21 protein-coding genes and 1 tRNA gene are annotated in these 20,331 nt (G+C 67.5%); 10 read left to right on the forward strand and 12 right to left on the reverse strand.

Features of this window, described 5'->3' with window-relative positions; translation table 11 throughout:
• Positions 1–62: 62 nt before the first annotated feature.
• The 7 genes from rpmJ to EJP67_RS08195 all read left to right on the forward strand — a co-directional run bounded on the left by rpmJ (position 63) and on the right by EJP67_RS08195 (position 3,457).
• Positions 63–176, forward strand: coding sequence for a 50S ribosomal protein L36 (rpmJ, locus tag EJP67_RS08165; RefSeq protein ID WP_013544106.1), 114 nt, complete (start codon positions 63–65; stop codon positions 174–176).
• Positions 177–199: 23 nt separating this feature from the next.
• On the forward strand, positions 200–565 hold the full coding sequence (gene rpsM, locus EJP67_RS08170; RefSeq protein WP_013544105.1) for a 30S ribosomal protein S13: 366 nt from the start codon (positions 200–202) through the stop codon (positions 563–565).
• Between the two features lie 12 nt (positions 566–577).
• Complete coding sequence (gene rpsK, locus EJP67_RS08175) at positions 578–982, forward strand: 30S ribosomal protein S11 (protein WP_009124825.1); 405 nt, start codon at positions 578–580, stop codon at positions 980–982.
• A 131-nt stretch (positions 983–1,113) separates the two neighbouring features.
• Positions 1,114–1,737: a 30S ribosomal protein S4 gene (rpsD, locus tag EJP67_RS08180; protein ID WP_126021203.1), complete on the forward strand. Its 624-nt coding sequence runs from the start codon at positions 1,114–1,116 to the stop codon at positions 1,735–1,737.
• Positions 1,738–1,879: 142 nt separating this feature from the next.
• On the forward strand, positions 1,880–2,869 hold the full coding sequence (locus EJP67_RS08185) for a DNA-directed RNA polymerase subunit alpha (protein WP_009124827.1): 990 nt from the start codon (positions 1,880–1,882) through the stop codon (positions 2,867–2,869).
• A gap of 94 nt (positions 2,870–2,963) precedes the next feature.
• A complete protein-coding gene (rplQ, locus tag EJP67_RS08190; RefSeq protein WP_126021204.1) occupies positions 2,964–3,362 on the forward strand; it encodes a 50S ribosomal protein L17 in 399 nt (132 codons plus the stop codon).
• A gap of 18 nt (positions 3,363–3,380) precedes the next feature.
• Positions 3,381–3,457: transfer RNA gene (locus EJP67_RS08195), tRNA-Met, on the forward strand.
• 129 nt (positions 3,458–3,586) lie between these two features.
• Here EJP67_RS08195 and EJP67_RS08200 read toward each other — a convergent pair.
• Genes EJP67_RS08200 through EJP67_RS08225 form a run of 6 tightly spaced genes read right to left on the reverse strand, consistent with a single transcriptional unit; the run spans position 3,587 to position 10,530 of the window.
• Positions 3,587–3,985 carry a RidA family protein gene (locus EJP67_RS08200; protein ID WP_126021205.1) on the reverse strand — a complete coding sequence of 133 codons (399 nt, stop codon included), beginning with the start codon at positions 3,983–3,985 and terminating at the stop codon, positions 3,587–3,589.
• Positions 3,982–5,607 carry an AMP-binding protein gene (locus tag EJP67_RS08205; protein WP_126021206.1) on the reverse strand — a complete coding sequence of 542 codons (1,626 nt, stop codon included), beginning with the start codon at positions 5,605–5,607 and terminating at the stop codon, positions 3,982–3,984. Before EJP67_RS08205 ends, EJP67_RS08200 begins: the two co-directional genes overlap by 4 nt.
• Before the next feature lie 5 nt (positions 5,608–5,612).
• Positions 5,613–6,806 carry an acyl-CoA dehydrogenase family protein gene (locus EJP67_RS08210; RefSeq protein WP_126021207.1) on the reverse strand — a complete coding sequence of 398 codons (1,194 nt, stop codon included), beginning with the start codon at positions 6,804–6,806 and terminating at the stop codon, positions 5,613–5,615.
• A gap of 4 nt (positions 6,807–6,810) precedes the next feature.
• Positions 6,811–7,665: an enoyl-CoA hydratase family protein gene (locus EJP67_RS08215; RefSeq protein WP_126021208.1), complete on the reverse strand. Its 855-nt coding sequence runs from the start codon at positions 7,663–7,665 to the stop codon at positions 6,811–6,813.
• A complete protein-coding gene (locus EJP67_RS08220; RefSeq protein ID WP_126021209.1) occupies positions 7,662–8,144 on the reverse strand; it encodes a MarR family winged helix-turn-helix transcriptional regulator in 483 nt (160 codons plus the stop codon). Before EJP67_RS08220 ends, EJP67_RS08215 begins: the two co-directional genes overlap by 4 nt.
• Position 8,145: 1 nt before the next feature.
• A complete protein-coding gene (locus tag EJP67_RS08225; protein WP_126021210.1) occupies positions 8,146–10,530 on the reverse strand; it encodes a bifunctional salicylyl-CoA 5-hydroxylase/oxidoreductase in 2,385 nt (794 codons plus the stop codon).
• A gap of 131 nt (positions 10,531–10,661) precedes the next feature.
• Here EJP67_RS08225 and EJP67_RS08230 point away from each other — a divergent pair, with 131 nt between their 5' ends.
• Entirely contained in the window at positions 10,662–11,933 is a 1,272-nt protein-coding gene (locus EJP67_RS08230) for an SAM-dependent methyltransferase (protein ID WP_126021211.1), read from the forward strand.
• 11 nt (positions 11,934–11,944) lie between these two features.
• On the forward strand, positions 11,945–12,268 hold the full coding sequence (locus EJP67_RS08235) for a DUF1840 domain-containing protein (RefSeq protein ID WP_126021212.1): 324 nt from the start codon (positions 11,945–11,947) through the stop codon (positions 12,266–12,268).
• A gap of 122 nt (positions 12,269–12,390) precedes the next feature.
• Here EJP67_RS08235 and EJP67_RS08240 read toward each other — a convergent pair whose 3' ends face one another.
• Together EJP67_RS08240 and EJP67_RS08245 are read right to left on the reverse strand one after the other, a co-directional pair.
• Positions 12,391–13,416 carry a Bug family tripartite tricarboxylate transporter substrate binding protein gene (locus tag EJP67_RS08240; protein WP_126021213.1) on the reverse strand — a complete coding sequence of 342 codons (1,026 nt, stop codon included), beginning with the start codon at positions 13,414–13,416 and terminating at the stop codon, positions 12,391–12,393.
• Between the two features lie 91 nt (positions 13,417–13,507).
• Complete coding sequence (locus EJP67_RS08245; protein WP_126021214.1) at positions 13,508–14,455, reverse strand: LysR family transcriptional regulator; 948 nt, start codon at positions 14,453–14,455, stop codon at positions 13,508–13,510.
• 125 nt (positions 14,456–14,580) lie between these two features.
• Between EJP67_RS08245 and EJP67_RS08250 the strand changes: the two genes are divergently transcribed.
• Positions 14,581–15,357, forward strand: a complete 777-nt coding sequence (locus EJP67_RS08250) for an SDR family oxidoreductase (RefSeq protein WP_126021215.1) — start codon at positions 14,581–14,583, stop codon at positions 15,355–15,357.
• A 226-nt stretch (positions 15,358–15,583) separates the two neighbouring features.
• Here EJP67_RS08250 and EJP67_RS08255 read toward each other — a convergent pair whose 3' ends face one another.
• The 4 genes from EJP67_RS08255 to paoC all read right to left on the reverse strand — a co-directional run bounded on the left by EJP67_RS08255 (position 15,584) and on the right by paoC (position 20,329).
• Complete coding sequence (locus tag EJP67_RS08255; RefSeq protein WP_126021216.1) at positions 15,584–16,009, reverse strand: MarR family winged helix-turn-helix transcriptional regulator; 426 nt, start codon at positions 16,007–16,009, stop codon at positions 15,584–15,586.
• A gap of 12 nt (positions 16,010–16,021) precedes the next feature.
• The gene (locus EJP67_RS08260; protein ID WP_126021217.1) at positions 16,022–16,981 is read right to left on the reverse strand and encodes an alpha-ketoacid dehydrogenase subunit beta; all 960 of its coding nucleotides are present in this window, start codon (positions 16,979–16,981) and stop codon (positions 16,022–16,024) included.
• Positions 16,978–18,021 (reverse strand): thiamine pyrophosphate-dependent dehydrogenase E1 component subunit alpha, encoded by a 1,044-nt coding sequence (locus EJP67_RS08265; RefSeq protein WP_126021218.1) that lies wholly within the window; start codon positions 18,019–18,021, stop codon positions 16,978–16,980. The genes EJP67_RS08260 and EJP67_RS08265 overlap by 4 nt, the downstream gene beginning before the upstream one ends.
• Before the next feature lie 97 nt (positions 18,022–18,118).
• The gene (gene paoC, locus EJP67_RS08270; RefSeq protein WP_126021219.1) at positions 18,119–20,329 is read right to left on the reverse strand and encodes an aldehyde oxidoreductase molybdenum-binding subunit PaoC; all 2,211 of its coding nucleotides are present in this window, start codon (positions 20,327–20,329) and stop codon (positions 18,119–18,121) included.
• Between the last annotated feature and the right edge of the window lie 2 nt (positions 20,330–20,331).

The raw sequence follows: 20,331 nt of genomic DNA on the forward strand, positions 1-20,331 counted from the left end.
CTGTGTTTCAGTATTGAGTCCGGGCGGTAGACCGCCACGTTAAACAGTTTTAGGAGAGTGAAATGAGAGTTTCGGCTTCGGTCAAAACCATCTGCCGTAATTGCAAGGTCATCCGCCGCAAGGGTGTGGTGCGCGTGATCTGCACCGACCCGCGCCACAAGCAGCGCCAGGGTTGATTGAAGAGTATTAGAGGACGCACATGGCACGTATTGCTGGCATCAACATCCCGCCGCACAAGCACGCTGAAATCGGCCTGACCGCCATCTTCGGCATCGGTCGCACCCGCGCCCGCCAGATCTGCGAAGCGAGCGGCATCGAGTATTCGAAGAAGATCAAGGATCTGACCGACGCCGATCTCGAGAAGATCCGCGACCAGATCGCCCTGTTCACGATCGAAGGCGACCTGCGTCGCGAGACGACGATGAACATCAAGCGCCTAATGGACATCGGCTGCTACCGCGGCTTCCGTCACCGTCGCGGCCTGCCGATGCGCGGCCAGCGCACGCGCACCAACGCCCGCACCCGCAAGGGTCCGCGCAAGGCTGCGCAGTCCCTGAAGAAATAAGGATAGAACAGCATGGCTAAAGCACCTGCAAACAACGCCGCACAGCGCGTTCGCAAGAAGGTTCGCAAGAACGTCGCGGACGGTATCGCTCACGTGCACGCTTCGTTCAACAACACCATCATCACGATCACCGACCGCCAGGGCAACGCCCTGTCGTGGGCTTCGTCGGGTGGCCAGGGCTTCAAGGGCTCGCGCAAGTCGACGCCGTTCGCTGCGCAGGTCGCTTCCGAAGTGGCCGGCCGTGCTGCTGTCGAACAAGGCATCAAGAACCTCGACGTCGAGATCAAGGGCCCCGGCCCCGGTCGCGAATCGTCGGTGCGCGCACTGGCTGCGCTCGGCATCCGGATCAACTCGATCGCCGACGTGACGCCCGTTCCGCACAACGGCTGCCGTCCCCAGAAGCGTCGCCGCATCTGATCGTCAGTCCGCAAGGCGCAGCCGGCTTTGAATAGCGGCTGCGCGTTTGTTTTTTTACTAAGCCCACCGCCATCGGCATTCCGCTGATGGCTCCCGCAGGCAACTGCGGCAGATGACACAAAGGAAAAATCGTGGCACGTTACCTCGGCCCCAAGGCCAAACTTTCCCGCCGTGAAGGCACCGACCTGTTCCTGAAGAGCGCTCGTCGTTCGATCCAGGACAAGGCCAAGTTCGACTCCAAGCCCGGCCAGCACGGCCGCACCTCGGGTCAGCGTACCTCCGACTACGGCCTGCAGCTGCGCGAGAAGCAGAAGGTCAAGCGCATGTACGGCGTGCTCGAGAAGCAGTTCCGCCGCTACTTCGAAGAAGCCGATCGCCGCCGTGGCAACACCGGTGCCAACCTGCTGTTCATTCTCGAATCGCGCCTGGACAACGTCGTCTACCGCATGGGCTTCGGCTCGACCCGCGCCGAAGCGCGCCAGCTCGTGTCGCACAAGGCGATCACGGTGAACGGTCAGTCGGTCAATATCCCGTCGTACCTGGTCAAGACCGGCGACGTGATCGCCGTGCGCGAGAAGTCGAAGAAGCAGACCCGCGTTGTCGAAGCGCTGCAACTCGCCCAGCAAGTCGGTATCCCGGCATGGGTCGACGTGAATGCCGACAAGGCCGAAGGCACGTTCAAGAAGGTGCCCGATCGCGACGAATTCGCAGCCGACATCAACGAATCGCTGATCGTCGAACTGTATTCGCGTTGATTTTTTCTACCCGCCTGCGCTTCCACGCGCCGGCGGGAGATTGTTTTTGTTGTTCACGTTCCTGTTCCGCGCTCCGTCGCGGCTCAGGTGCTTCACCAGCCTTACCGGTGTAACGAGCCGGGGGTATTGAGAGGAAGTCTGCATGCAAACCACCCTGCTGAAACCCAAGACCATCCAGGTCGAGCAACTTGCCGCCAACAAGGCCAAGGTGACGCTCGAGCCTTTCGAGCGCGGCTATGGCCACACGCTCGGCAACGCGCTGCGTCGCGTTCTGCTGTCGTCCATGGTGGGCTACTCGGCCACCGAAGTCACGATCGCTGGCGTTCTGCATGAGTACTCGTCGATCGACGGCGTGCAGGAAGATGTCGTCAACATCCTGCTGAACCTCAAGGGCGTGGTGTTCAAGCTCCACAACCGCGACGAAGTCACGCTGAGCCTGCGCAAGGACGGCGAAGGCCCGGTCCTGGCCTCGGACATCCAGACCCCGCACGACGTCGAGATCATCAACCCCGACCACGTGATCGCCCACCTGTCGCAAGGCGGCAAGCTCGACATGCAGATCAAGGTCGAGAAGGGCCGCGGCTACGTGCCCGGCACGATGCGCCGCTACGCGGACGAGCCGACCAAGTCGATCGGCCGCATCGTCCTCGACGCCTCGTTCTCGCCCGTCAAGCGCGTGAGCTACACGGTCGAAAGCGCCCGCGTGGAGCAGCGTACCGACCTGGACAAGCTGCTGGTCGAAATCGAGACCAACGGCGCGATCACCGCCGAAGACGCAGTGCGAGCATCGGCTAAAATCCTGGTCGAGCAGCTCGCCGTGTTCGCGCAGCTCGAAGGCGGCGAACTCGCTGCGTTCGACGCTCCGGCTCCGCGCAGCGCACAGCAGTTCGATCCGATCCTGCTGCGCCCTGTCGACGAACTCGAACTGACGGTGCGTTCGGCCAACTGCCTGAAGGCCGAAAACATCTACTACATCGGTGACCTGATCCAGCGCACCGAGAACGAGCTGCTCAAGACCCCGAACCTGGGTCGCAAGTCGCTCAACGAAATCAAGGAAGTGCTTGCCTCGCGCGGCCTGACCTTGGGCATGAAGCTCGAAAGCTGGCCGCCGGCCGGCCTCGACAAGCGTTGATCATTTGAATTTTTGAAAGAGGCCCCTGAAAAGGGCCAGTGCACCGGGCAGTACCTGACACGGCTGCCTGTTTTATAAAGTAAAGGAAAGCACCATGCGTCACGGACACGGACTCCGCAAACTCAACCGCACCAGCTCGCACCGCCTCGCGATGCTGCAGAACATGATGAATTCGCTCATCGAGCACGAAGTCATCAAGACCACGGTCCCCAAGGCCAAGGAACTGCGCCGCGTCATCGAGCCGATGATCACGCTCGCCAAGAAGCCCACCGTCGCCAACAAGCGCCTGGCCTTCGACCGCCTGCGCAACCGCGACGCCGTCGTGAAGCTCTTCGGCGACCTCGGCCCGCGTTTCGCAACGCGTCCGGGCGGCTACACCCGCATCCTGAAGATGGGCTTCCGCGTGGGTGACAATGCCCCGATGGCGCTCGTCGAACTGGTTGACCGTCCTGAAATTAAAGAAGACGCAGCCGAGCAAAACGCTGCTGAATAAGCTATAATCTAAATCTGCCGCGCGATGGAGCAGCCTGGTAGCTCGTTGGGCTCATAACCCAAAGGTCGCAAGTTCAAATCTTGCTCGCGCAACCAAATTGAAAAAGCCCTTTGAGAAATCAAAGGGCTTTTTTCTTTGCCGGTATTTGTTTATCAATTGCCGGTGAATGACAAAAAGAAATGCCCTCGCAGTGAGGGCATTTTTATTTCGGTCGGCGCAAGAGATCAGTCCGGGATGACCGCCGTCACTTCGATCTCCACCTTCGCCCGGTGCTCCACAAGCGCCGCCACCTGCACACAGGTCATGGCCGGGAAGTTGCGTCCCATCGCTTCGCGATAGACAGGCCCGAGCTCGCTGAGGCGGCGGCTGTATTCGTCACGGTCCGTCACATACCAGGTCATGCGCACCATATGCTCGGGGCCCGCACCACCTGCGCGCAGCACTTCGACGATGTTGCGCAGCGCCAGGCCGCACTGGTCGATGAAGTCGTCCGACTCGAATTGCTGCTGTGCATTCCAGCCGATCTGGCCTCCGATGAACAGCATCGTTCCGCGAGCGGCGACGCCGTTCGCATAGCCTTTGGGAGGCAGCCAGCCTTCGGGTTGCAGGAGTTTGTTGATCATGATGTCGTCGTGTTGGGTTGTCTCAGTTTGAATCGTTGGAGCTTGCCGGTTTCCGTGCGCGGCAGCGCCGGCACGAACTCGATCTCCCTTGGGTATTTGAATGGCGCAATGGTCGCCTTCACGTGGTCCTGCAGCGCCTTCACAAGGGCTGCGTTGCCCTCGTTGCCGGGCTTGAGAACGCAGAACGCCTTCACGATCATGCCCCGCTCGGCATCGGGCTTGCCGATCACGCCGCACTCGGCCACGGCAGGATGCTTGAGCAGCGCATCCTCCACTTCCGGCCCGCCGACGTTGTAGCCGGCCGTGATGATCATGTCGTCCGCGCGTGCCTGGTAGAAGAAGTAGCCGTCGTCGTCCTGCACGAACGAATCTCCCGGATAGTTCCAGCCGTTCTTCACGTAGTCCGTTTGGCGCGGATCGTCGAGGTAGCGGCAGCCCACCGGCCCCTGCAGCGCAAGCTTGCCGACCGTGCCATGGGGTACCTCGTTGCCTTCGCCGTCCACCACCTTCGCGATGAAACCGGGCACTGCCTTGCCAACTGCCCCGCGGCGCACGTCGTTGCCGGCGGCAGAGATGTAGATGTGGAACACCTCGGTTCCGCCGATGCCATCCAGCATCTCGATGCCGGATGCTTCCTTCCACAGCTGCCGTGTGGCATCGGGCAGGGCCTCGCCCGCGCTCACGCTGATGCGCAGGCTGGGCATGCCGTGCTGTTTCACGAACGGCGCCATCTGCCGGTAGAACGTGGGTGCCGTGTAGCAGATGGTTGCGCCGACCTCGTTGATGAGCTTCACCAGCCCCTCGGGCGTGAACGGCGCATCGGGGAAGTAGACGGAGGCGCCGGCCCACATCGGAAACACCAGCAATCCGCCGAGCCCGAAGGTGAAGGCCAGCGGCGGCGAGCCCACCACGATGTCGTCGCTGCGCGCGCGCAGCACGTGGCGCGGCCAGGTCTCGCACATCGCGAGCACATCGCGGTGCGTGGTGACGGGCGCTTTCGGCTTGCCCGTGGTGCCCGAGGTGAAAGCCAGCAGCGCGATGTCATCGGATGCCGTGGGGCATGCCTTGAACACACCGTTCTTCTTCGTCGCGCGTGCCGAAAGCGAATCTTCCGCATCGGGCTTGTTGAATGCAACCACCGTGGCAAGCACCGGATGCGCCTGCTGCGCCAGCAGCAACTCATCGAGCAGCCGACCATCGCACAGCGCGGCCACGGGCTGCGATTTCTCGATGATGTCGCCCAGCTCCTTCGCGCGCAGCAGCGGCATCGTGGCCACCGCGATCAGCCCGGCCTTCACCACCGCCAGCCATGCCAGCGCCATCGCCACCGAATTGCCGCCGCGCAGCAGCACCCGGTTGCCCGGCACCAGCTTGAGATCTTCCACCAGCACCTGCGCGATGCGATTGACCTCGACGGCCGCCTGCGCATAGGTCAGCGTGCCCTGCGGCGAGCGCAGCATCGGCTTGTCGCCGAAACCCTTCGCTGCGGCCTTGTCGAGCAGCTCCTCGACCAGGTTGAGCTGGTCGGGCAGCTGCAGCTCGGGCAGGTCGTAGCGAAAGACGGGCAGCTGTGCCGCGGGCGGCAAGCGGTCGTGAACGAAGCGGTCGACTTGGGCAGACACGGTGTTTATCCCCGTAGAACGGATTTGCCAATGATCAGTTGCTGGACTTCCGTCGCGCCCTCGTAGATGCGCAGCGAGCGGATGTCGCGGTAGAGGCTTTCAACCTTCGTGCCAACCTTCACGCCGAGGCCGCCATGCATCTGCAGCGCCATGTCGATCACGCGGCTCGCGTTCTCGGTCGCGCACATCTTGGCCATGGCCGCGGCGGCCGACACGTCGCCCACTGCCGGTGCACCGCGCCGCTCGGCGTCGTCGCGCATCCATGCGGCGCGGTAGGTGAGCAGCGCTGCACCGTCGATGAGCGCGGCCATCTCGCCGAGCTTGGCCTGCGTGAGCTGGAAGTCCGCCAGCGTCTGGCCGAACATTCGGCGCTTCTTCGAATGGGCGATCGCTTCCGACAGCGCGCGCCGGCCCATGCCGAGCGCCGCACCGGCCACCGAGGCGCGGAAGATGTCGAGCGTGCGCATCGCGAGCTTGAAGCCGCCGTTGAGCTCGCCCAGCTGCGCGGCGCGCGGCACGACACAGTTCTCGAAGCGCAGCGTGGCCAGCGGGTGGGGCGCCATCACGTCGATGTGCGCGGAGGTGTCGAGGCCCGGCGTCGTCGCATCGACGATGAAGGCGGTGATGCCGCGCGTGCCGCCCGCCGGGTCGGTCTTCGCGAACACGCAGTAGAAGTCGGCGATGCCGCCGTTGCTGATCCAGGTCTTCTCGCCGCTCAGCTTCCAGCCGTCGGTGGTCGCCTCGGCGCGCATCGCCATCGCGCCCACGTCAGAGCCGGCCTCGGGCTCGCTGAGCGCGAAGGCCGCGATCTTGCCGCCCTTGGCAACGGCGGTCAGGTAATCGGCGTGCTGCTGCGGTGTGCCCGCGAGCGTGATCGCGCCGCTGCCCAGGCCCTGCATCGCGAAGGCGAAGTCGGCGAGCGGCGAGTGGTAGGCGAGCGTCTCGCGCAGCAGTACCAGGGCGCGCGAATCGAGCCGCTCCAGCGCGCCGCCGGAGCTGCCCGGCACGCAATAGCGCAGCCAGCCGCCGGCGCCTAGCCGCTGTACCCAGTCGCGACAGGCCGCGCGGTCGTCGTGCTCGTCGACCTGCTGCGCGTCGGCCCAGGGCAGCAGGCCGTCGGCCAGCGTGCGGTGCGCGTCGTCGAAGAAGGGCAGCGCAAGGTGCGCCGTCGAGGGTGGTGCGGGAGCCTTGGTCATCATCGCGTCAGTCCCCGCCGAACACCGGCTTGCGCTTGGCCGCGAAGGCCTCGTAGGCGCGCCTGAAATCTTCGGTCTGCATGCAGATGGCTTGCGCCTGCGCCTCGGCTTCGATGGCCTGGTCGATGGTCATCGACCATTCCTGCGACAGCATGGTCTTGGTCATGCCGTGCGCGAAGGTCGGGCCTTCGGCCAGGTCGCGAGCGACCTTGGTGGCGGCTTCGAGCAGCGCATCGCTTTCGTGCAGCGCGTTGAAGAATCCCCACGAATGGCCTTCCTGCGCCGTCATCGCGCGGCCGGTGAAGAGCAGTTCGGACGCACGGCCCTGGCCGATCACTCGCGGCAGCAGCGCGCAGGCGCCCATGTCGGCGCCGGCGAGGCCCACGCGCGTGAAGAGGAAGGCGGTGCGCGTGGCGGGCGAGCCGTAGCGCAGGTCGCAGGCCAGCGCGATCATCGCGCCGGCACCGGCGCACACGCCGTCGATCGCGCCGACGACGGGCTGCGGACAGGCGCGCATCGCCTTCACCAGGTCGCCCGTCATGCGCGTGAACTCCAGCAGCTCGGGCATGCGCATGCCGGTCAGCGGGCCGATGATCTCGTGTACGTCGCCGCCGGAGCAGAAGTTGCCGCCCGCGCCGGTCACGACGATCGTCTTCACGTCGGTGGCGTAGACCAGCGCGCGGAACAGGTCGCGCAGCTCGCCGTACGAGTCGAAGGTCAGCGGGTTCTTGCGGTCGGGCCGGTTCAGCGTGATGGTGCCGACGCCGGCCTCGTAGCTCCATGCGAAGTGCTCGGCCTTGTAGGCTGCCTTGGGTTCGAATTGGGCGCGCATGGGATTGCCCGCGCCGATGTAGTGCTTCATTCGGTCTCCGCCATCAGTAGTTGGTTGTGCGAGTGCTGCTTGACCTTGCCCAGCAGCTTGTGCAGTTGCGCGATCTCCCTGGCGCTGAGGCCCGCGAAGGCCTCGACGATCCAGTCCTCGTGCTGCTGCGCCATGTCGTTGAAGAGCTTGCGCCCGCGCGGCGTGAGGCGCACGCGCCATGCACGGCGGTCGCCCTCGACGTTGATGCGCTCCACCAGCCCTTCGGACACGAGCTGGTCGGTGATGCCGGTCACATTGCCGCCCGTCACCATCATGCGGCGCGAGAGCTCGTTCATCTTCAGCCCCTCGGGCGAGCGCTCGAGCTGGGACATCAGGTCGAAGCGCGGCAGCGTGGTGGCGAACTGCGAGCGCAGCTCGTTGCGCACCTGCTTCTCGATCAGCTGGGTGCAGGTGAGCAGCCGCAGCCAAAGCCGCAGCGCCTCCGGGTGTTCGCTGTGCGCGCGCGCTTCGAGGTCCATCTCAGTGCGTCTCCTCGCTGTTCTGCGCGGCCATCGCTGCATTGGCGGCCGCGGCGAGCTGCTGCTGCTTGGCGATCTCGCGGTACATCTGGTCGCGCCCGCTCAGGTACTGCACGGGCCATTCGACGTCGCGGCTTTGCAGCTTGGCGGCTTCGTGCAGCGTCCATGCCGGGTCGGCCAGGTGCGGGCGCGCGATGGCGCACAGGTCGGCGCGACCGGCGGCGATGATGCTGTTGGCCTGGTCGGCATCGGTGATGGCGCCCACGGCGATGGTCGAGATGCCGACCTCGTTGCGGATGCGGTCGGAGAACGGCGTCTGGTACATGCGGCCGTACACCGGCTTCGCGGCGCGCGTGGTCTGGCCGGACGACACGTCGATGAAGTCGGCGCCGGCCTCCTTGAAGAGGCGCGCGACCACGATGGCGTCGGCATCGGTGTTGCCGCCGGGCGCCCAGTCGTGCGCCGAGATGCGTACGCTCATCGGCTTGTCGGCCGGCCACGCGGCGCGCATGGCACGGAACACTTCGAGCGGGTAGCGGCAGCGCGCCTCGATGTCGCCGCCGTACTCGTCGGTGCGCAGGTTGGTGAGCGGGCTGATGAAGGCCGACAGCAGATAGCCGTGCGCGCAGTGCAGCTCGAGCCAGTCGAAGCCGCATTCGGCGGCGCGGCGGGTCGAGTCGACGAACTGGTCGCGCAGCGTGTCCATCTCGGCGCGCGTGATGGCCGCGGGCAGCTGGTTCTGCTCGCCGTAGGACAGCGCGCTCGCGGCCAGCAGCGGCCAGTTGCCGCTCTCGAGCGGCTCGTCGGTACCTTCCCAACCCACGCGGGTCGAGCCCTTGGGGCCGCTGTGGCCGAGTTGCATCGCGATCTTCGCGCTCGACTGCGTGTGCACGAAGTCGACGATGCGCTTGAAGGCGGCCTGCTGCTCATCGTTGTAGAGGCCGGTGCAGCCGGGCGTGATGCGGCCTTCGGGCGTCGGGCTGGTCATCTCGACGAACACCATCGCGGCGCCGCCGAGCGCGCGTGCGCCCAGGTGCACCAGCAGGAAATCCTGCGGCACGCCGTCGACCGCGCTGTAGGTGGCCATCGGCGACACCAGGATGCGGTTCTTCAGCGTGAGCCCGCGCACCTTGTAGGGCATGAGCATCGGCGGCAGCGCCTTGCCGCCAGCCAGCCACTGCTCGTAGCCGCTGAGCCACTGCGTGTCGCGCAGGCGCAGGTTCTCGTGGCTGATGCGCTGCGAGCGGGTGAGCAGCGAGTAGGCGAACTGCTCGATCTGCATGCCGGTGTAGCGCGGCACGTTCTCGAACCACTCGGTGGAGTTGCGCGCGGCGTTCTGGATCTTCAGCACCTCGACGCTGCGGCGTGCCTCGTAGCCTTCGAGCACATGGTCGACAGTGCCGCCCTGCGCGAACTCGTTGGCCAGGTCGATCGCGTCTTCCAGCGCCAGCTTGGTGCCCGAGCCGATCGAGAAGTGCGCCGTGTGCGCCGCGTCGCCCATCAGCACCACGGGCACCGAGCGGCCCTCTACGTCGATGCGGTGCGTCCAGCGCTCGCACACCACGCGCGGAAAGCGGATCCAGTTGGCCGAGCCGCGCAGGTGCGTGGCATTGCTGATCAGCGAATGGCCGCCGAGGTACTTGGCGAAGAGCTTCTCGCAGAAGGCGATGGCCTCGGGCTGTTCCATCTGGTCGAGGCCGTGGGCCTTCCACACGGCCTCGGGCGTCTCGACGATGAAGGTCGAGGTCTTGTCGTCGAACTGGTAGGCGTGCGCCTGGAACCAGCCGTGCTCGGTCTGTTCGAAGGCGAAGGTGAAGGCGTCGAAGGTCTGGTGCGTGCCCAGCCACACGAAGCGGCAGTTGCGCAGGTCGATGTCGGGCCTGAACACCTCGGCGTAGCGCTGGCGGATGCGGCTGTTGAGGCCGTCGCTGGCGATCACCAGGTCGGCCTTGTATTTGGCGGCCATCGCCTGGTCGTCGGCGACGTCGGTCTCGAACACCAGCTCGACGCCCAGCTCGAGGCAGCGCTCCTGCAGGATGTTGAGCAGCCGCTTGCGGCCGATGCCGCAGAAGCCGTGGCCGCCCGAGCGCACCTGGCGGCCCTTGAAGAAGACCTGGATGTCGTCCCAGTGGTGGAACTCGTTGCCGATGAGCGCTGCGGTCGGCGCGTCGGCCGCGCGCAGGTTGGCGAGCGTCTGGTCGCTGAGTACCACGCCCCAGCCGAAGGTGTCGAAGGGGCGGTTGCGCTCCACCACGGTGATCTGCAGCGCCGGGTTGCGCGCCTTCATCAACAGGGCGAAGTAGAGGCCCGCCGGCCCGCCACCGATGCACAGGATGCGTTGGAGGTCCGAGGCGGGAGCGGACTTGGACGGGTCGAGGCTGTTCATGGCTAAATAGTTTAGACATAAACAATCCAATGTCAATCCGGGTTCGCGCAAGCCCGAAGCCGCCTCAGATCGCGGCTTGCGCCGACACGGGAAGTCATGCAAAAGCTTGGAAAAATCAATACCATGGCCCCATGCAACACTTGATACCCAAGATCGAGTCGCAGCTGGCTTCGCTGCCTGTCCCCATCGCGCTCGAGCTGCCCGATGGCCGGCGCGTCGCACAGGCCGGAGCCCGCGTCACGCTGGCCTTCAAGGAATGGGCGGTGCTGGCCAAGCTGGCGGCACGGCAGGTGGGCGCCATCGGCGAGGCCTACGTCGAAGGCAAGGTGCAGATCGAAGGCGCCATGCGCGACCTGATCGATGCCACGGTCGGCATGCTCCCCGGCAACCCGGCGGAGACCGACACCGGCTGGTGGAGCCGCCTGCAGCGCCGGGCCAAGTCGCACGGCTCGCACTCGCTGCGCAAGGACGCGGCGCAGATCGAGTTCCACTACGACGTTTCCGACGACTTCTACGCGCTGTGGCTGGACCCGCGCCGCGTGTATTCATGCGCGTACTTCCGTACGCCCGACCTCACGCTGGCGCAGGCGCAGGAAGCCAAGCTCGACCACATCTGCCGCAAGCTGATGCTGCAGCCTGGCGAGCGCTACCTCGACATCGGCTCCGGATGGGGCGCACTGCTGCTGTGGGCGGCCGAGCACTACGGCGTGGACGCCACCGGCATCACGCTGTCGAAGAACCAGCATGCGCACGTGCAGCGGCTCATCGAGGAGAAGGGCCTGCAGGGCCGCGTGCGCGTCGAGCTGCGCGACTACCGCGAAGTGCCCACCGACAAGCCCTTCGACAAGATCTCCTCCGTCGGCATGTTCGAGCACGTGGGCGCGGCCAACATGCCGACCTACTTCCGCAAGATCCATTCGCTGCTCAAGCCGGGCGGCCTGGTGATGAACCACGGCATCACCTCCGGCGAGCTCAACTACCGCCAGCTCGGCGCCGGCATGGGCGACTTCATCGAGAAATACATCTTCCCCGGCGGCGAGCTGCTGCACGTGACGCACGTGCTGCGCGAGACGGCCGCGGCCGGCCTGGAGATGGTCGACACCGAGAGCCTGCGCCCGCATTACGCGCGCACGCTCTGGGCATGGTCCGACGCGCTGGAAGCGCAGCTCGACGCCGCGCGCGAAGTGCTCCAGCGCAGCGGCGGCCGGCAGGCCGAGAACGCCGAGCGCGTGCTGCGCGCCTACCGCCTGTACCTCGCGGGCTCCGCCATGAGCTTCGAGCAGGGCTGGATCTCGCTGCACCAGATGCTTTCCACCAAACCCGACGGCAACGTCGAACACGGCGTCCTTCGCGGCGCGCAATCCGTGTACCCTTTTGCACGTGACTACATCTACAACAAGTGAGTGAGAACACCATGCTCTATCGATTCCAGTCCCGCGCCTCTCCCGATTTCGTGATGCTCGAAGTGCATGCCCGCCAGCTGCTGGAGATCGTCGGCAAGTCGATCGCCCCGCAGGGCATCATTACCGTCGAGCAGATCCCCGGCGCCATCGCGGCCCTCGAAGCCGCGCTGGCACGCGAGGCTTCCAACACCCACAACAACGACGACTACGCCGTCGAAGGCCACGCCAACGAGGCCGAGAAGCAGCACGTGGGCCTGCACCAGCGTGCGATCCCGTTGCTGCACATGCTCAAGGACTCGCTTGCCGAAAAGAAGGACGTGACCTGGAAGACCTGATCACCAAAGATCAGCCACCGGTCTTTGCGTGAAACACCACGGATCCGGCTCTGCCGGTCCGCAGGTGTTGCCCCCTGCAAGGGGGAAGGCGCGCGCGACACGAAGTGCGCGCAGCCTGGGGGTTAGTCAACTTTAGCGCCGGAGTCCTTGACCACCTTCGCCCACTTCACATGCTCGCTCGCAATGAGCTTCGTGAAGTCGGCCGGCGAATTCCCGCTCGGGATCGCGCCCTGAGCCAGCATCTTCTCCTTCATGGCCGGCGTGCCCAGCGCCTTGGCCACTTCCTGCTGAATGCGGTTCACGATCTCCGGTGACGTGCCCGCCGGCGCCAGCAGCCCGAACCACGAACTCGCCTCGTAGCCCTTGAGCGAGGGGCCGCCCACTTCAGCCACCGTAGGAATGTCCGGCAGGGCCGGTGAACGCTGCGCGCTCGTCACCGCCAGCGCGGTGAGCTTGCCCGCCTTGATCTGCGCCATCGACGAAGGCAGGTTGTCGAACATCACGTCGGCATTCCCGCCCACCATGTCCAGCAGCGCCGGGCCCGAGCCCTTGTACGGGATGTGGGCCATGAAGGTGCCCGTCATGCTCTTGAAGAGTTCGCCCGCCAGGTGGATCGAGGTGCCGCTGCCGCTGGAGGCCATGTTCAGCTTGCCGGGGTTGGCCTTGGCGTACTTGATGAAGTCCTGCACGTTGTGGATGTTCAGCGATTTCGCCTTGTCGGCGTTCATCTCCATCACGTTCGGCACGGCGGCCACCAGCGTGATCGGCGCGAAGTCCTTGATCGGGTCGAAGGGCAGCTTGGGATACAGCGCGCGGTTGATGCCGTGCGTGCCCACGGTGCCCATCAGCAGCGTGTAGCCGTCGTTCGGCGCGCGCGCCACGATCTCGGCGCCCACGTTGCCGCCCGCGCCCGCGCGGTTGTCGACGATGAACTGCTGGCCGAAGGCCTTGGAAAGCTCGGGCGCCACCGCGCGCGCCAGGATGTCGGTCGTGCCGCCGGCCGCGAAGGGCACGACGATGCGCACCGGCTTGGTCGGCCAGGTGCTCTGTGCCCACGAGGGAGCGGTGATGAGGGTCAGCGCGGCGGCGACGGATGCGGCCAGCGCGGTGCGGCGATTCGGGGAGGAAGAGAAAGTCTGATGGGTCATGCGCGCGTTTGTACAGGTGCGCGCTCCGGCCGTCGCGGGTGAAAACCCCGTGGCCGCGTGAGGGAGTTGACAGCGCGTGGTCTGGGGCGCCTCAGGCCACCTGCATCCGCTGCGCGAACCGCTCCTCGCGGAAGCGCTCCAGCACGAAATCGATGAACACCCGCGTCTTCGGCGGCAGCAGCTTCTTGCTCGGGTAGTACAGCCACACCGCACCGGCGTCCTGGTACCAGTCGGGCAGCAGCCGCAGCAGCTCCCCGCTGCGCAGCCCGCGCTCCACGAAGGGCATGGGCAGCATCGCCACACCCAGTCCCATAAGCGCGGCATGCGCGATCGCCTCGGGGTCGTTGAAGATGGCGCGCGGCCGGGGCAGCTCGACGCTGACCTCGCTTTCGCCTTCGCCTCCGCCCGCGCCGCGCACGCGCCGCAGCGTCCAGCTGCGCACGCGCCCCGTGGGCGAGGAGCGGCGCATCAGCGTGTCGAGCGCGGCCAGGTCCGACGGATGCCGGGGCGGCTTGCGCCCCTGCATGTACGCGGGCGAGGCCACTGCCACCACGTGGATGCGCGCCAGCTCGCGCGCCACCAGCCCGGCCGGCAGCTCGATGCCGCCGCCGATGGCCGCGTCGAAGCCCTCGCCCACCAGGTCGACCTGCTGGTTGTCGAAGTGCCAGTCGGGCACGATGGCCGGATAGCGCGCGAGGAACCCGCCCATCAGCGGCAGCACGTGCTCGCGCCCGAAGGCCTGGCCCATGCTCACCTTCAGCGTGCCCGAGGGCTGGCCGTCGTCGGTGTCGACGCCGGCCACCGCCTCGCGCAGCGTGGCCAGCGCGCCGCCGATCTGCGCCAGGAAGCGCTCGCCGCCCTCCGTCAGCGTCAGGCTGCGCGTGCTGCGCTGGAACAGCCGCAGCCTCAGCCGCGCTTCCAGCCTTGCCACGTTCTTGCTGACGGCGGCCGGCGTCAGGCCAAGGCGCCGCGCGGCCTCGGAGAAGCTGCCGCCTTCCGCGCTCTGCACGAAGGATTCGAGGTGATTGAGCGGTTCCATGGCCGCATTGTGGCGCCCATCTTCAACCATCGGTTGAATCTGATTGACCCGATTGACGGCTACCGGAGAAGGAATGAAGCGCCCAAACTGAGGCCTTCTTCTCCACCATCGCACAGGAAAAAATCATGGCCTCCAGCACCGCTTCCTCTTTCGCTTCTTCTTCCTCCGTCCTGGCCGGCAAGGTCGCCTTCGTCACCGGCGGCTCGCGCGGCATCGGCGCGGCCATCGTGCGCCGCCTGGCGCGCGACGGCGCCGCCGTGGCCTTCAGCTACGCGGCCTCGGCAGCTCCCGCCGACGAACTGGTGCGCAGCATCCAGTCCGAAGGCGGCCGCGCCCTCGCGCTGAAGATCGACAGCGCCGACGCCGCGGCCCTCACCGCCGGCATCGACGAGGCCGCCCGCACCTTCGGCAGGATCGACATCCTCGTGAACAACGCGGGGGTGTTCCTCGGCGGCACCCTCGACGAGTTCTCGCTCGAAGACTTCGACAAGACGCTGGCCATCAACGTGCGCGCGGTCTTCGTCGCCGCCAAGGCGGCCTCGCGCCACATGGGCGAGGGCGGCCGCATCATCAACATCGGCAGCACGAATGCCGAGCGCATGCCCTGGCCCGGCGGCAGCGCCTACGCGATGAGCAAGTCGGCGCTGGTCGGCCTGGTGCAGGGCCTGTCGCGCGACCTCGGCCCGCGCGGCATCACCGTCAACAACGTGCAGCCCGGCCCGGTCAACACCGACATGAACCCCGTCGACGGCCCCAACGCCGCTTCGATGCACGGCCTGATGGCGCTGGCCCGCCACGGCCATCCTGATGAAATCGCCGCCATGGTCGGCTACCTCGCCAGCCCCGAAGCCGGCTTCGTGACGGGTGCGAGCCTCAACATCGACGGTGGCTTCGCGGCATAACTTGGTTCGCCCCCAGGCTGCGCGCACTTCGTGTCGCTTCGCCAACCCCCTTCCGGGGGCAACACCAGCGGCCCGGCGAAGCCGGTTCCGCGGTGTTCTTGGCTCGCCCCCAGGCTTCGCGCACTTCGTGTCGCTTCGCCAACCCCTTCCGGGGGCAACACCGACGGCCCGGCGAAGCCGGTTCCGTGGTGTTCTGGAATGGGACGTGGCCTGATCGTGGTTGCGGTCAGGGGGTGCCGCGTTGCACGGCCTCGATGAGCTTGTCGAGCGTGGCGTCGAGCTGGGTCAGTTCGACGGCTCCGATGCCGCCGAACAGTGCGACTTCGCGTTCTCGACCGAGCGCGCCTACCGTTTCGTGCAGCGCCTTGCCGGCGGCGGTGAGATAGAGCCGGCTGCTGCGCCGGTCGGTCGGGTCGTCGTGGCGCTGCACGCGCTTGTGGCGCAGCAGGCCGGCGAGAGCGCGGCTCACCGCCATCTTGTCGAGGCCGGTCTGGTCGGCCACCTGCGTGGCGTTGAGGCCGGGTTGCGCTGCCAGAACCGCCATCGTGCGCCACTCGTTCAGCGTGATCCGGTGCTCGCGGCCCACGCGCTCATGGAAAGGCCGCGCAGTGAGATTCACGACCCGCACCAGCTTGAAGAAGAGCGGGTCCATGGCGGGTCGCGTTCAGCCAGCGAGCCTTTTCGCCGCCGCCACGATGGCCTCGGTGCCGACGCGCGACTGCGCCTCCAGCACCGGCGCATAGCCGACCGGAATGCGCGGCGCGCCCAGCCGTGCCACGCGGCAGCCGGTGGCCTCCGCAGCGCTGGCCGCGATCTCCGCACCGAAGCCCGCCGCCTGCACCGCCTCGTGGACCACCAGCAGCCGGCCGGTGCGCGCGCACGACGACAGCACCGTCTCGCGGTCCCAGGGCCACAGCGTGCGCAGGTCGATCAGGTCCACCGCGATGCCCTCGGCCGCCAGCGCATCGCACGCCGCCGCGCTGGCCTGCATCTGCCGGCTCCAGCTCACGAGTGTGAGCGCATCGCCCTCGCGCACGCGTGCCGCCTTGCCCAGCGGCACGGCGACGCTTTCGTCGACCTCGCCGCGCGCGCCCCACAGCGTCTTGTGCTCGATGTAGACCACGGGGTCGCCGCACTGCAGGGCAGAGCGCAGCAGCCCGTGGTTGTCCTGCGGCGTCGAGGGGCTCACCACTACCACGCCCGGCAGGTGCGCGAACCAGGCTTCGAGCGATTGCGAATGCTGCGCGGCCGAGGCGTCCCAGATGCCGCCGGGCATGCGCGCCACCAGCGGCACGCGGCCCTGGCCGCCGAACATGAAGCGGTTCTTGGCGGCCTGGTTCACCAGCTCGTCCATGCCGCACAGCGCGAAGTCGACCACGCGCATCTCGACCACCGGCCGCAGCCCTGCGAGCGCCATGCCCACGCCGGCGCCCATGATCGCGGCCTCGCTGATCGGCGTGTCGATCACGCGGCCGGGGCCGAAGCTCTGCTGCAGCCCCTTGTACTGCCCGAAGATGCCGCCGCGGCCCACGTCCTCGCCGAGCACCACCACGCGCGGGTCGGCTTCCATCTCGCGCTGCAGGGCGAGCAGGGCGGCTTCCGAATAACTGAGTTCGTGCTTCATCGCCACTGGCCCTCCCCGACGGTCTGCACGTCGGTGAAGGCGGCGGCCGGCTCGGGCCAGGGGGCCGCGTCGGCGATGGCGAGGGCGGTGTCGACCTCGTCGCGCGCGGCGTTCTCGATGGCGTCGAGCGCGGAAGCCGCGACGCCGGCCGAAAGCAGATGGGCGCGTGCCCGTGCGATCGGGTCGGTCTCGAGCGCGGCGGCCAGTTCAGCCGGATCGCGGTAGGCTGCCACGTCCACCGACACATGCCCCTTCACGCGGTAGGTCAGCGCATGCAGCAGGCGCGGCCCGCCGCCGCTGCGCACCTGCGCCACCAGCTTCGCGGCGGCCGCATGCACCGCGAACACGTCGTTGCCATCGACCTGCGTGGACGCGATGCCGAGCGACTCGGCGCGCGCCGAGGCGCCTTCCCCGGCCGTCATCGGGCCGCTCGCCGTGGTCGCGCTCCAGCGGTTGTCCTCGCAGACGAAGAGCACCGGCAGCTCGTACACGCGCGCCCAGTTCAGCGCCTCGAGGAAGGGGCCGCGGTTGATCGCGCCGTCGCCGAAGAAGCAGACGGTGATGTCGTCGCCCTTGTTCAGCAGCTTCTGCGCGTGCGCCGCGCCCACCGCGATCGGCAGCCCCGCCGCCACCACGCCGTTGGCGCCCAGCATGCCGACCGAGAAGTCGGCGATGTGCATCGAGCCGCCCTTGCCGCCGTTGAAGCCGGTGGCCTTGCCGAACAGCTCGCACATCATCCGCGCGAGATCGGCGCCCTTGGCCAGCGTGTGGCCGTGGCCCCGGTGGGTGGAAGTGAGGTAGTCGGCGGCGCGTAGGTGGGCGCAGACGCCGGCCGGTACCGCCTCCTGCCCGGTGGAGAGGTGCAGCGGCCCGCGCACCTTGGCGGCGCCCGCCGCCTGCTGGCCATAGGCGCTCACGCCGCCCTGGCTGGCGGTCTCCGCCGCGTTCTCGAAGGCCCGTATCCGCACCATGACGCGGTACAGGGCCACAGCCGTGCCGTGCGCGCCATGGACGGCGCTGCCGGAAATGCTCGAGTCCATCTTGTCTCCGACGCCCTTGGGGCGGGCGTTCCGGAAAAAATCGTATCAAGCGATACGGACTCGCGGCACCGGGCTTACCCGCCACGTGCCGGCAAATTCAGGCCACCGGCGGCAGGCGATCCAGCAGCTTGTCGAGCGTGATCGGGTAGTCGCGCACCCGCACGCCCGTTGCGTTGTAGACGGCGTTCGCCACCGCCGCGGCGACGCCGCACATGCCGAGCTCCCCGACGCCCTTGGCCTTCATCGGCGAGGAGATCGGGTCGGTCTCGTCGAGGAAGACGACGTCCTGGTGCGGAATGTCCGCATGCACCGGCACCTCGTAGCCCGCAAGGTCGTGGTTGACGAAGAAGCCGTGCCGCCTGTCGAGCGCCAGCTCTTCCATCAGCGCGCCGCCGACGCCCATCGTCATCGCGCCGATCACCTGGCTGCGCGCGGACTTCGGGTTCAGGATGCGCCCCGCCGCGCACACCGCGAGCATGCGCCGCACGCGGATCTCGCCGGTGGCCGCATCGACGCCGACCTCCACGAAATGCGCGCCGAAGGTCGACTGCTGGTACTTCTTGTCGAGGTCGCCGAATTCGATGCTGTCCTCCACCACCAGCTCCTGCGCTCCCGCCGCCTCGGCCAGCGGCACTGCGCGCGAGCCGGCGCGCACCATGCCTTCGGAGAACTCCGCCTCGGCTACCGGAATGCCCAGCTTCGACGCCACGGCTTCGCGCAGCTTCATGCATGCCGCGAAGACGCCGGAGGTCGAGCTGTTGGCGCCCCACTGGCCGCCCGAGCCGGCCGAAACCGGGTGCGCCGAGTCGCCCAGGCGCACCTGCACCTTGTCGAGCGTCACGCCCATGGTCTCGGCGGCGGTCTGCGCGATGATGGTGTAGGTCCCGGTGCCGATGTCCGTCATGTCGGTCTCCACCGTGACCATGCCCCGGTTGTCCAGACGCACGCGCGCGCCCGACTTCATCACCAGGTTGTTGCGGAACGCGGCGGCCACGCCCATGCCGACGAGCCAGCGGCCGTCGCGCTGCTGCCCCGGCGCCGGGTTGCGCCTGTTCCAGCCGAAGCGCTCGGCGCCTGTGCGCAGGCATTCGATCAGCTTGCGCTGCGAATAGGGACGCTGCGGCTTCTCGGGGTCGACCTGCGTGTCGTTGAGCACGCGGAACTCGATCGGGTCGATGCCCAGCTTCTCGGCCATCTCGTCCATGGCGATCTCCAGCGCCATCATGCCGGGCGCCTCGCCGGGCGCGCGCATCGCGTTGCCCTCGGGCAGGTCGAGCACCGCCAGGCGCGTGGTCGTGAGGCGGTTCGCGCCGGCGTAAAGCAGGCGGGTCTGGTTCACGGCCGTCTCCGGCTGGCCGCCCGGCAGGTCGCCCGACCAGCCTTCGTGCGCGATGGCGGTGAGCCTGCCGTCCCGGCCGGCGCCCAGGCGGATGCGCTGGATGGTCGCGGGCCGGTGCGTGGTGTTGTTCGCCATCAGCGGCCGCGGCAGCGCCACCTTCACCGGCCGCCGCGCCGCCCGCGCACCCAGCGCCGCGAGCAGCGCATCGGCCCGCACGAACAGCTTGCCGCCGAAGCCGCCGCCGACGAAGGGCGAGATCAGCCGCACGTTCGCCTTCGCGATGCCGAGCGTCTTGGCGACGTCGCCGGCGCCCCAGGCGATCATCTGGTTCGAGGTCCAGATGGTGAGCTTGTCGCCCTGCCACTGCGCGATGGAGGCGTGCGGCTCCATCATCGCGTGCGACTCGTCGGGCGTGGTGTAGGTCGCGTCGAGCTGCACGGGGGCCGCCGCGTAGGCGCCCGCGAAATCGCCCGTCTTCGTCTGCGGCTCGCCCGCGAAGGGGTTGGGCGCGGGCAGTTTCGCCGCGTCCTTCTCGGCGGACAGGTCGAAGCGGCCCGGCGTGCGCTCGTACTCGACGCGCACCAGCTGCGCGGCCGCGCGCGCCTGCTCGAAGGTGTCGGCCACGACCAGCGCCACCGCCTGGTGGTAGTGGTCGATCTCGGGGCCGCCCAGGAGCTTGGCCGTGTTGAAGTCGCCCTTGGCGAGCTTGCCCGCATTGCGCGCGGTGACGATCGCCAGCACGCCCGGCGCCGCCCGGGCGGCGGCCATGTCCATCGACGCGATGCGGCCCTTCGCGATGCCCGCGCCCACGACATAGCCGTAGGCCGCGTCGGGCGCCTCGGCGTTGCGCTCGTAGGCGTAGCGCGCGAAGCCCGTGGTCTTCATGGGGCCGTCGATGCGGTCCGTCGGCTTGCCGATGATCTTCAGCTGGTCGATGGGATTGGTCGTGGCGGGGGTGTCGAATCTCATGG

The organism is Variovorax guangxiensis, assembly GCF_003952165.1.
In the GTDB taxonomy this organism is placed as follows: domain Bacteria; phylum Pseudomonadota; class Gammaproteobacteria; order Burkholderiales; family Burkholderiaceae_C; genus Variovorax; species Variovorax guangxiensis.

Bases quoted from the DNA above. Each gene is read 5' to 3' on its own strand.
- EJP67_RS08225 (WP_126021210.1), bottom strand. From the start codon at position 10,530: ATGAACAGCCTCGACCCGTCCAAGTCCGCTCCCGCCTCGGACCTCCAA.
- EJP67_RS08185 (WP_009124827.1), top strand. From the start codon at position 1,880: ATGCAAACCACCCTGCTGAAACCCAAGACCATCCAGGTCGAGCAACTT.
- rpsK (WP_009124825.1), top strand. From the start codon at position 578: ATGGCTAAAGCACCTGCAAACAACGCCGCACAGCGCGTTCGCAAGAAG.
- EJP67_RS08265 (WP_126021218.1), bottom strand. From the start codon at position 18,021: ATGGACTCGAGCATTTCCGGCAGCGCCGTCCATGGCGCGCACGGCACG.
- EJP67_RS08230 (WP_126021211.1), top strand. From the start codon at position 10,662: ATGCAACACTTGATACCCAAGATCGAGTCGCAGCTGGCTTCGCTGCCT.
- EJP67_RS08240 (WP_126021213.1), bottom strand. From the start codon at position 13,416: ATGACCCATCAGACTTTCTCTTCCTCCCCGAATCGCCGCACCGCGCTG.
- EJP67_RS08210 (WP_126021207.1), bottom strand. From the start codon at position 6,806: ATGATGACCAAGGCTCCCGCACCACCCTCGACGGCGCACCTTGCGCTG.
- rpsM (WP_013544105.1), top strand. From the start codon at position 200: ATGGCACGTATTGCTGGCATCAACATCCCGCCGCACAAGCACGCTGAA.
- EJP67_RS08215 (WP_126021208.1), bottom strand. From the start codon at position 7,665: ATGAAGCACTACATCGGCGCGGGCAATCCCATGCGCGCCCAATTCGAA.
- EJP67_RS08250 (WP_126021215.1), top strand. From the start codon at position 14,581: ATGGCCTCCAGCACCGCTTCCTCTTTCGCTTCTTCTTCCTCCGTCCTG.
- EJP67_RS08245 (WP_126021214.1), bottom strand. From the start codon at position 14,455: ATGGAACCGCTCAATCACCTCGAATCCTTCGTGCAGAGCGCGGAAGGC.
- rpmJ (WP_013544106.1), top strand. From the start codon at position 63: ATGAGAGTTTCGGCTTCGGTCAAAACCATCTGCCGTAATTGCAAGGTC.
- EJP67_RS08200 (WP_126021205.1), bottom strand. From the start codon at position 3,985: ATGATCAACAAACTCCTGCAACCCGAAGGCTGGCTGCCTCCCAAAGGC.
- EJP67_RS08220 (WP_126021209.1), bottom strand. From the start codon at position 8,144: ATGGACCTCGAAGCGCGCGCGCACAGCGAACACCCGGAGGCGCTGCGG.
- EJP67_RS08235 (WP_126021212.1), top strand. From the start codon at position 11,945: ATGCTCTATCGATTCCAGTCCCGCGCCTCTCCCGATTTCGTGATGCTC.
- rplQ (WP_126021204.1), top strand. From the start codon at position 2,964: ATGCGTCACGGACACGGACTCCGCAAACTCAACCGCACCAGCTCGCAC.
- paoC (WP_126021219.1), bottom strand. From the start codon at position 20,329: ATGAGATTCGACACCCCCGCCACGACCAATCCCATCGACCAGCTGAAG.
- EJP67_RS08255 (WP_126021216.1), bottom strand. From the start codon at position 16,009: ATGGACCCGCTCTTCTTCAAGCTGGTGCGGGTCGTGAATCTCACTGCG.
- EJP67_RS08260 (WP_126021217.1), bottom strand. From the start codon at position 16,981: ATGAAGCACGAACTCAGTTATTCGGAAGCCGCCCTGCTCGCCCTGCAG.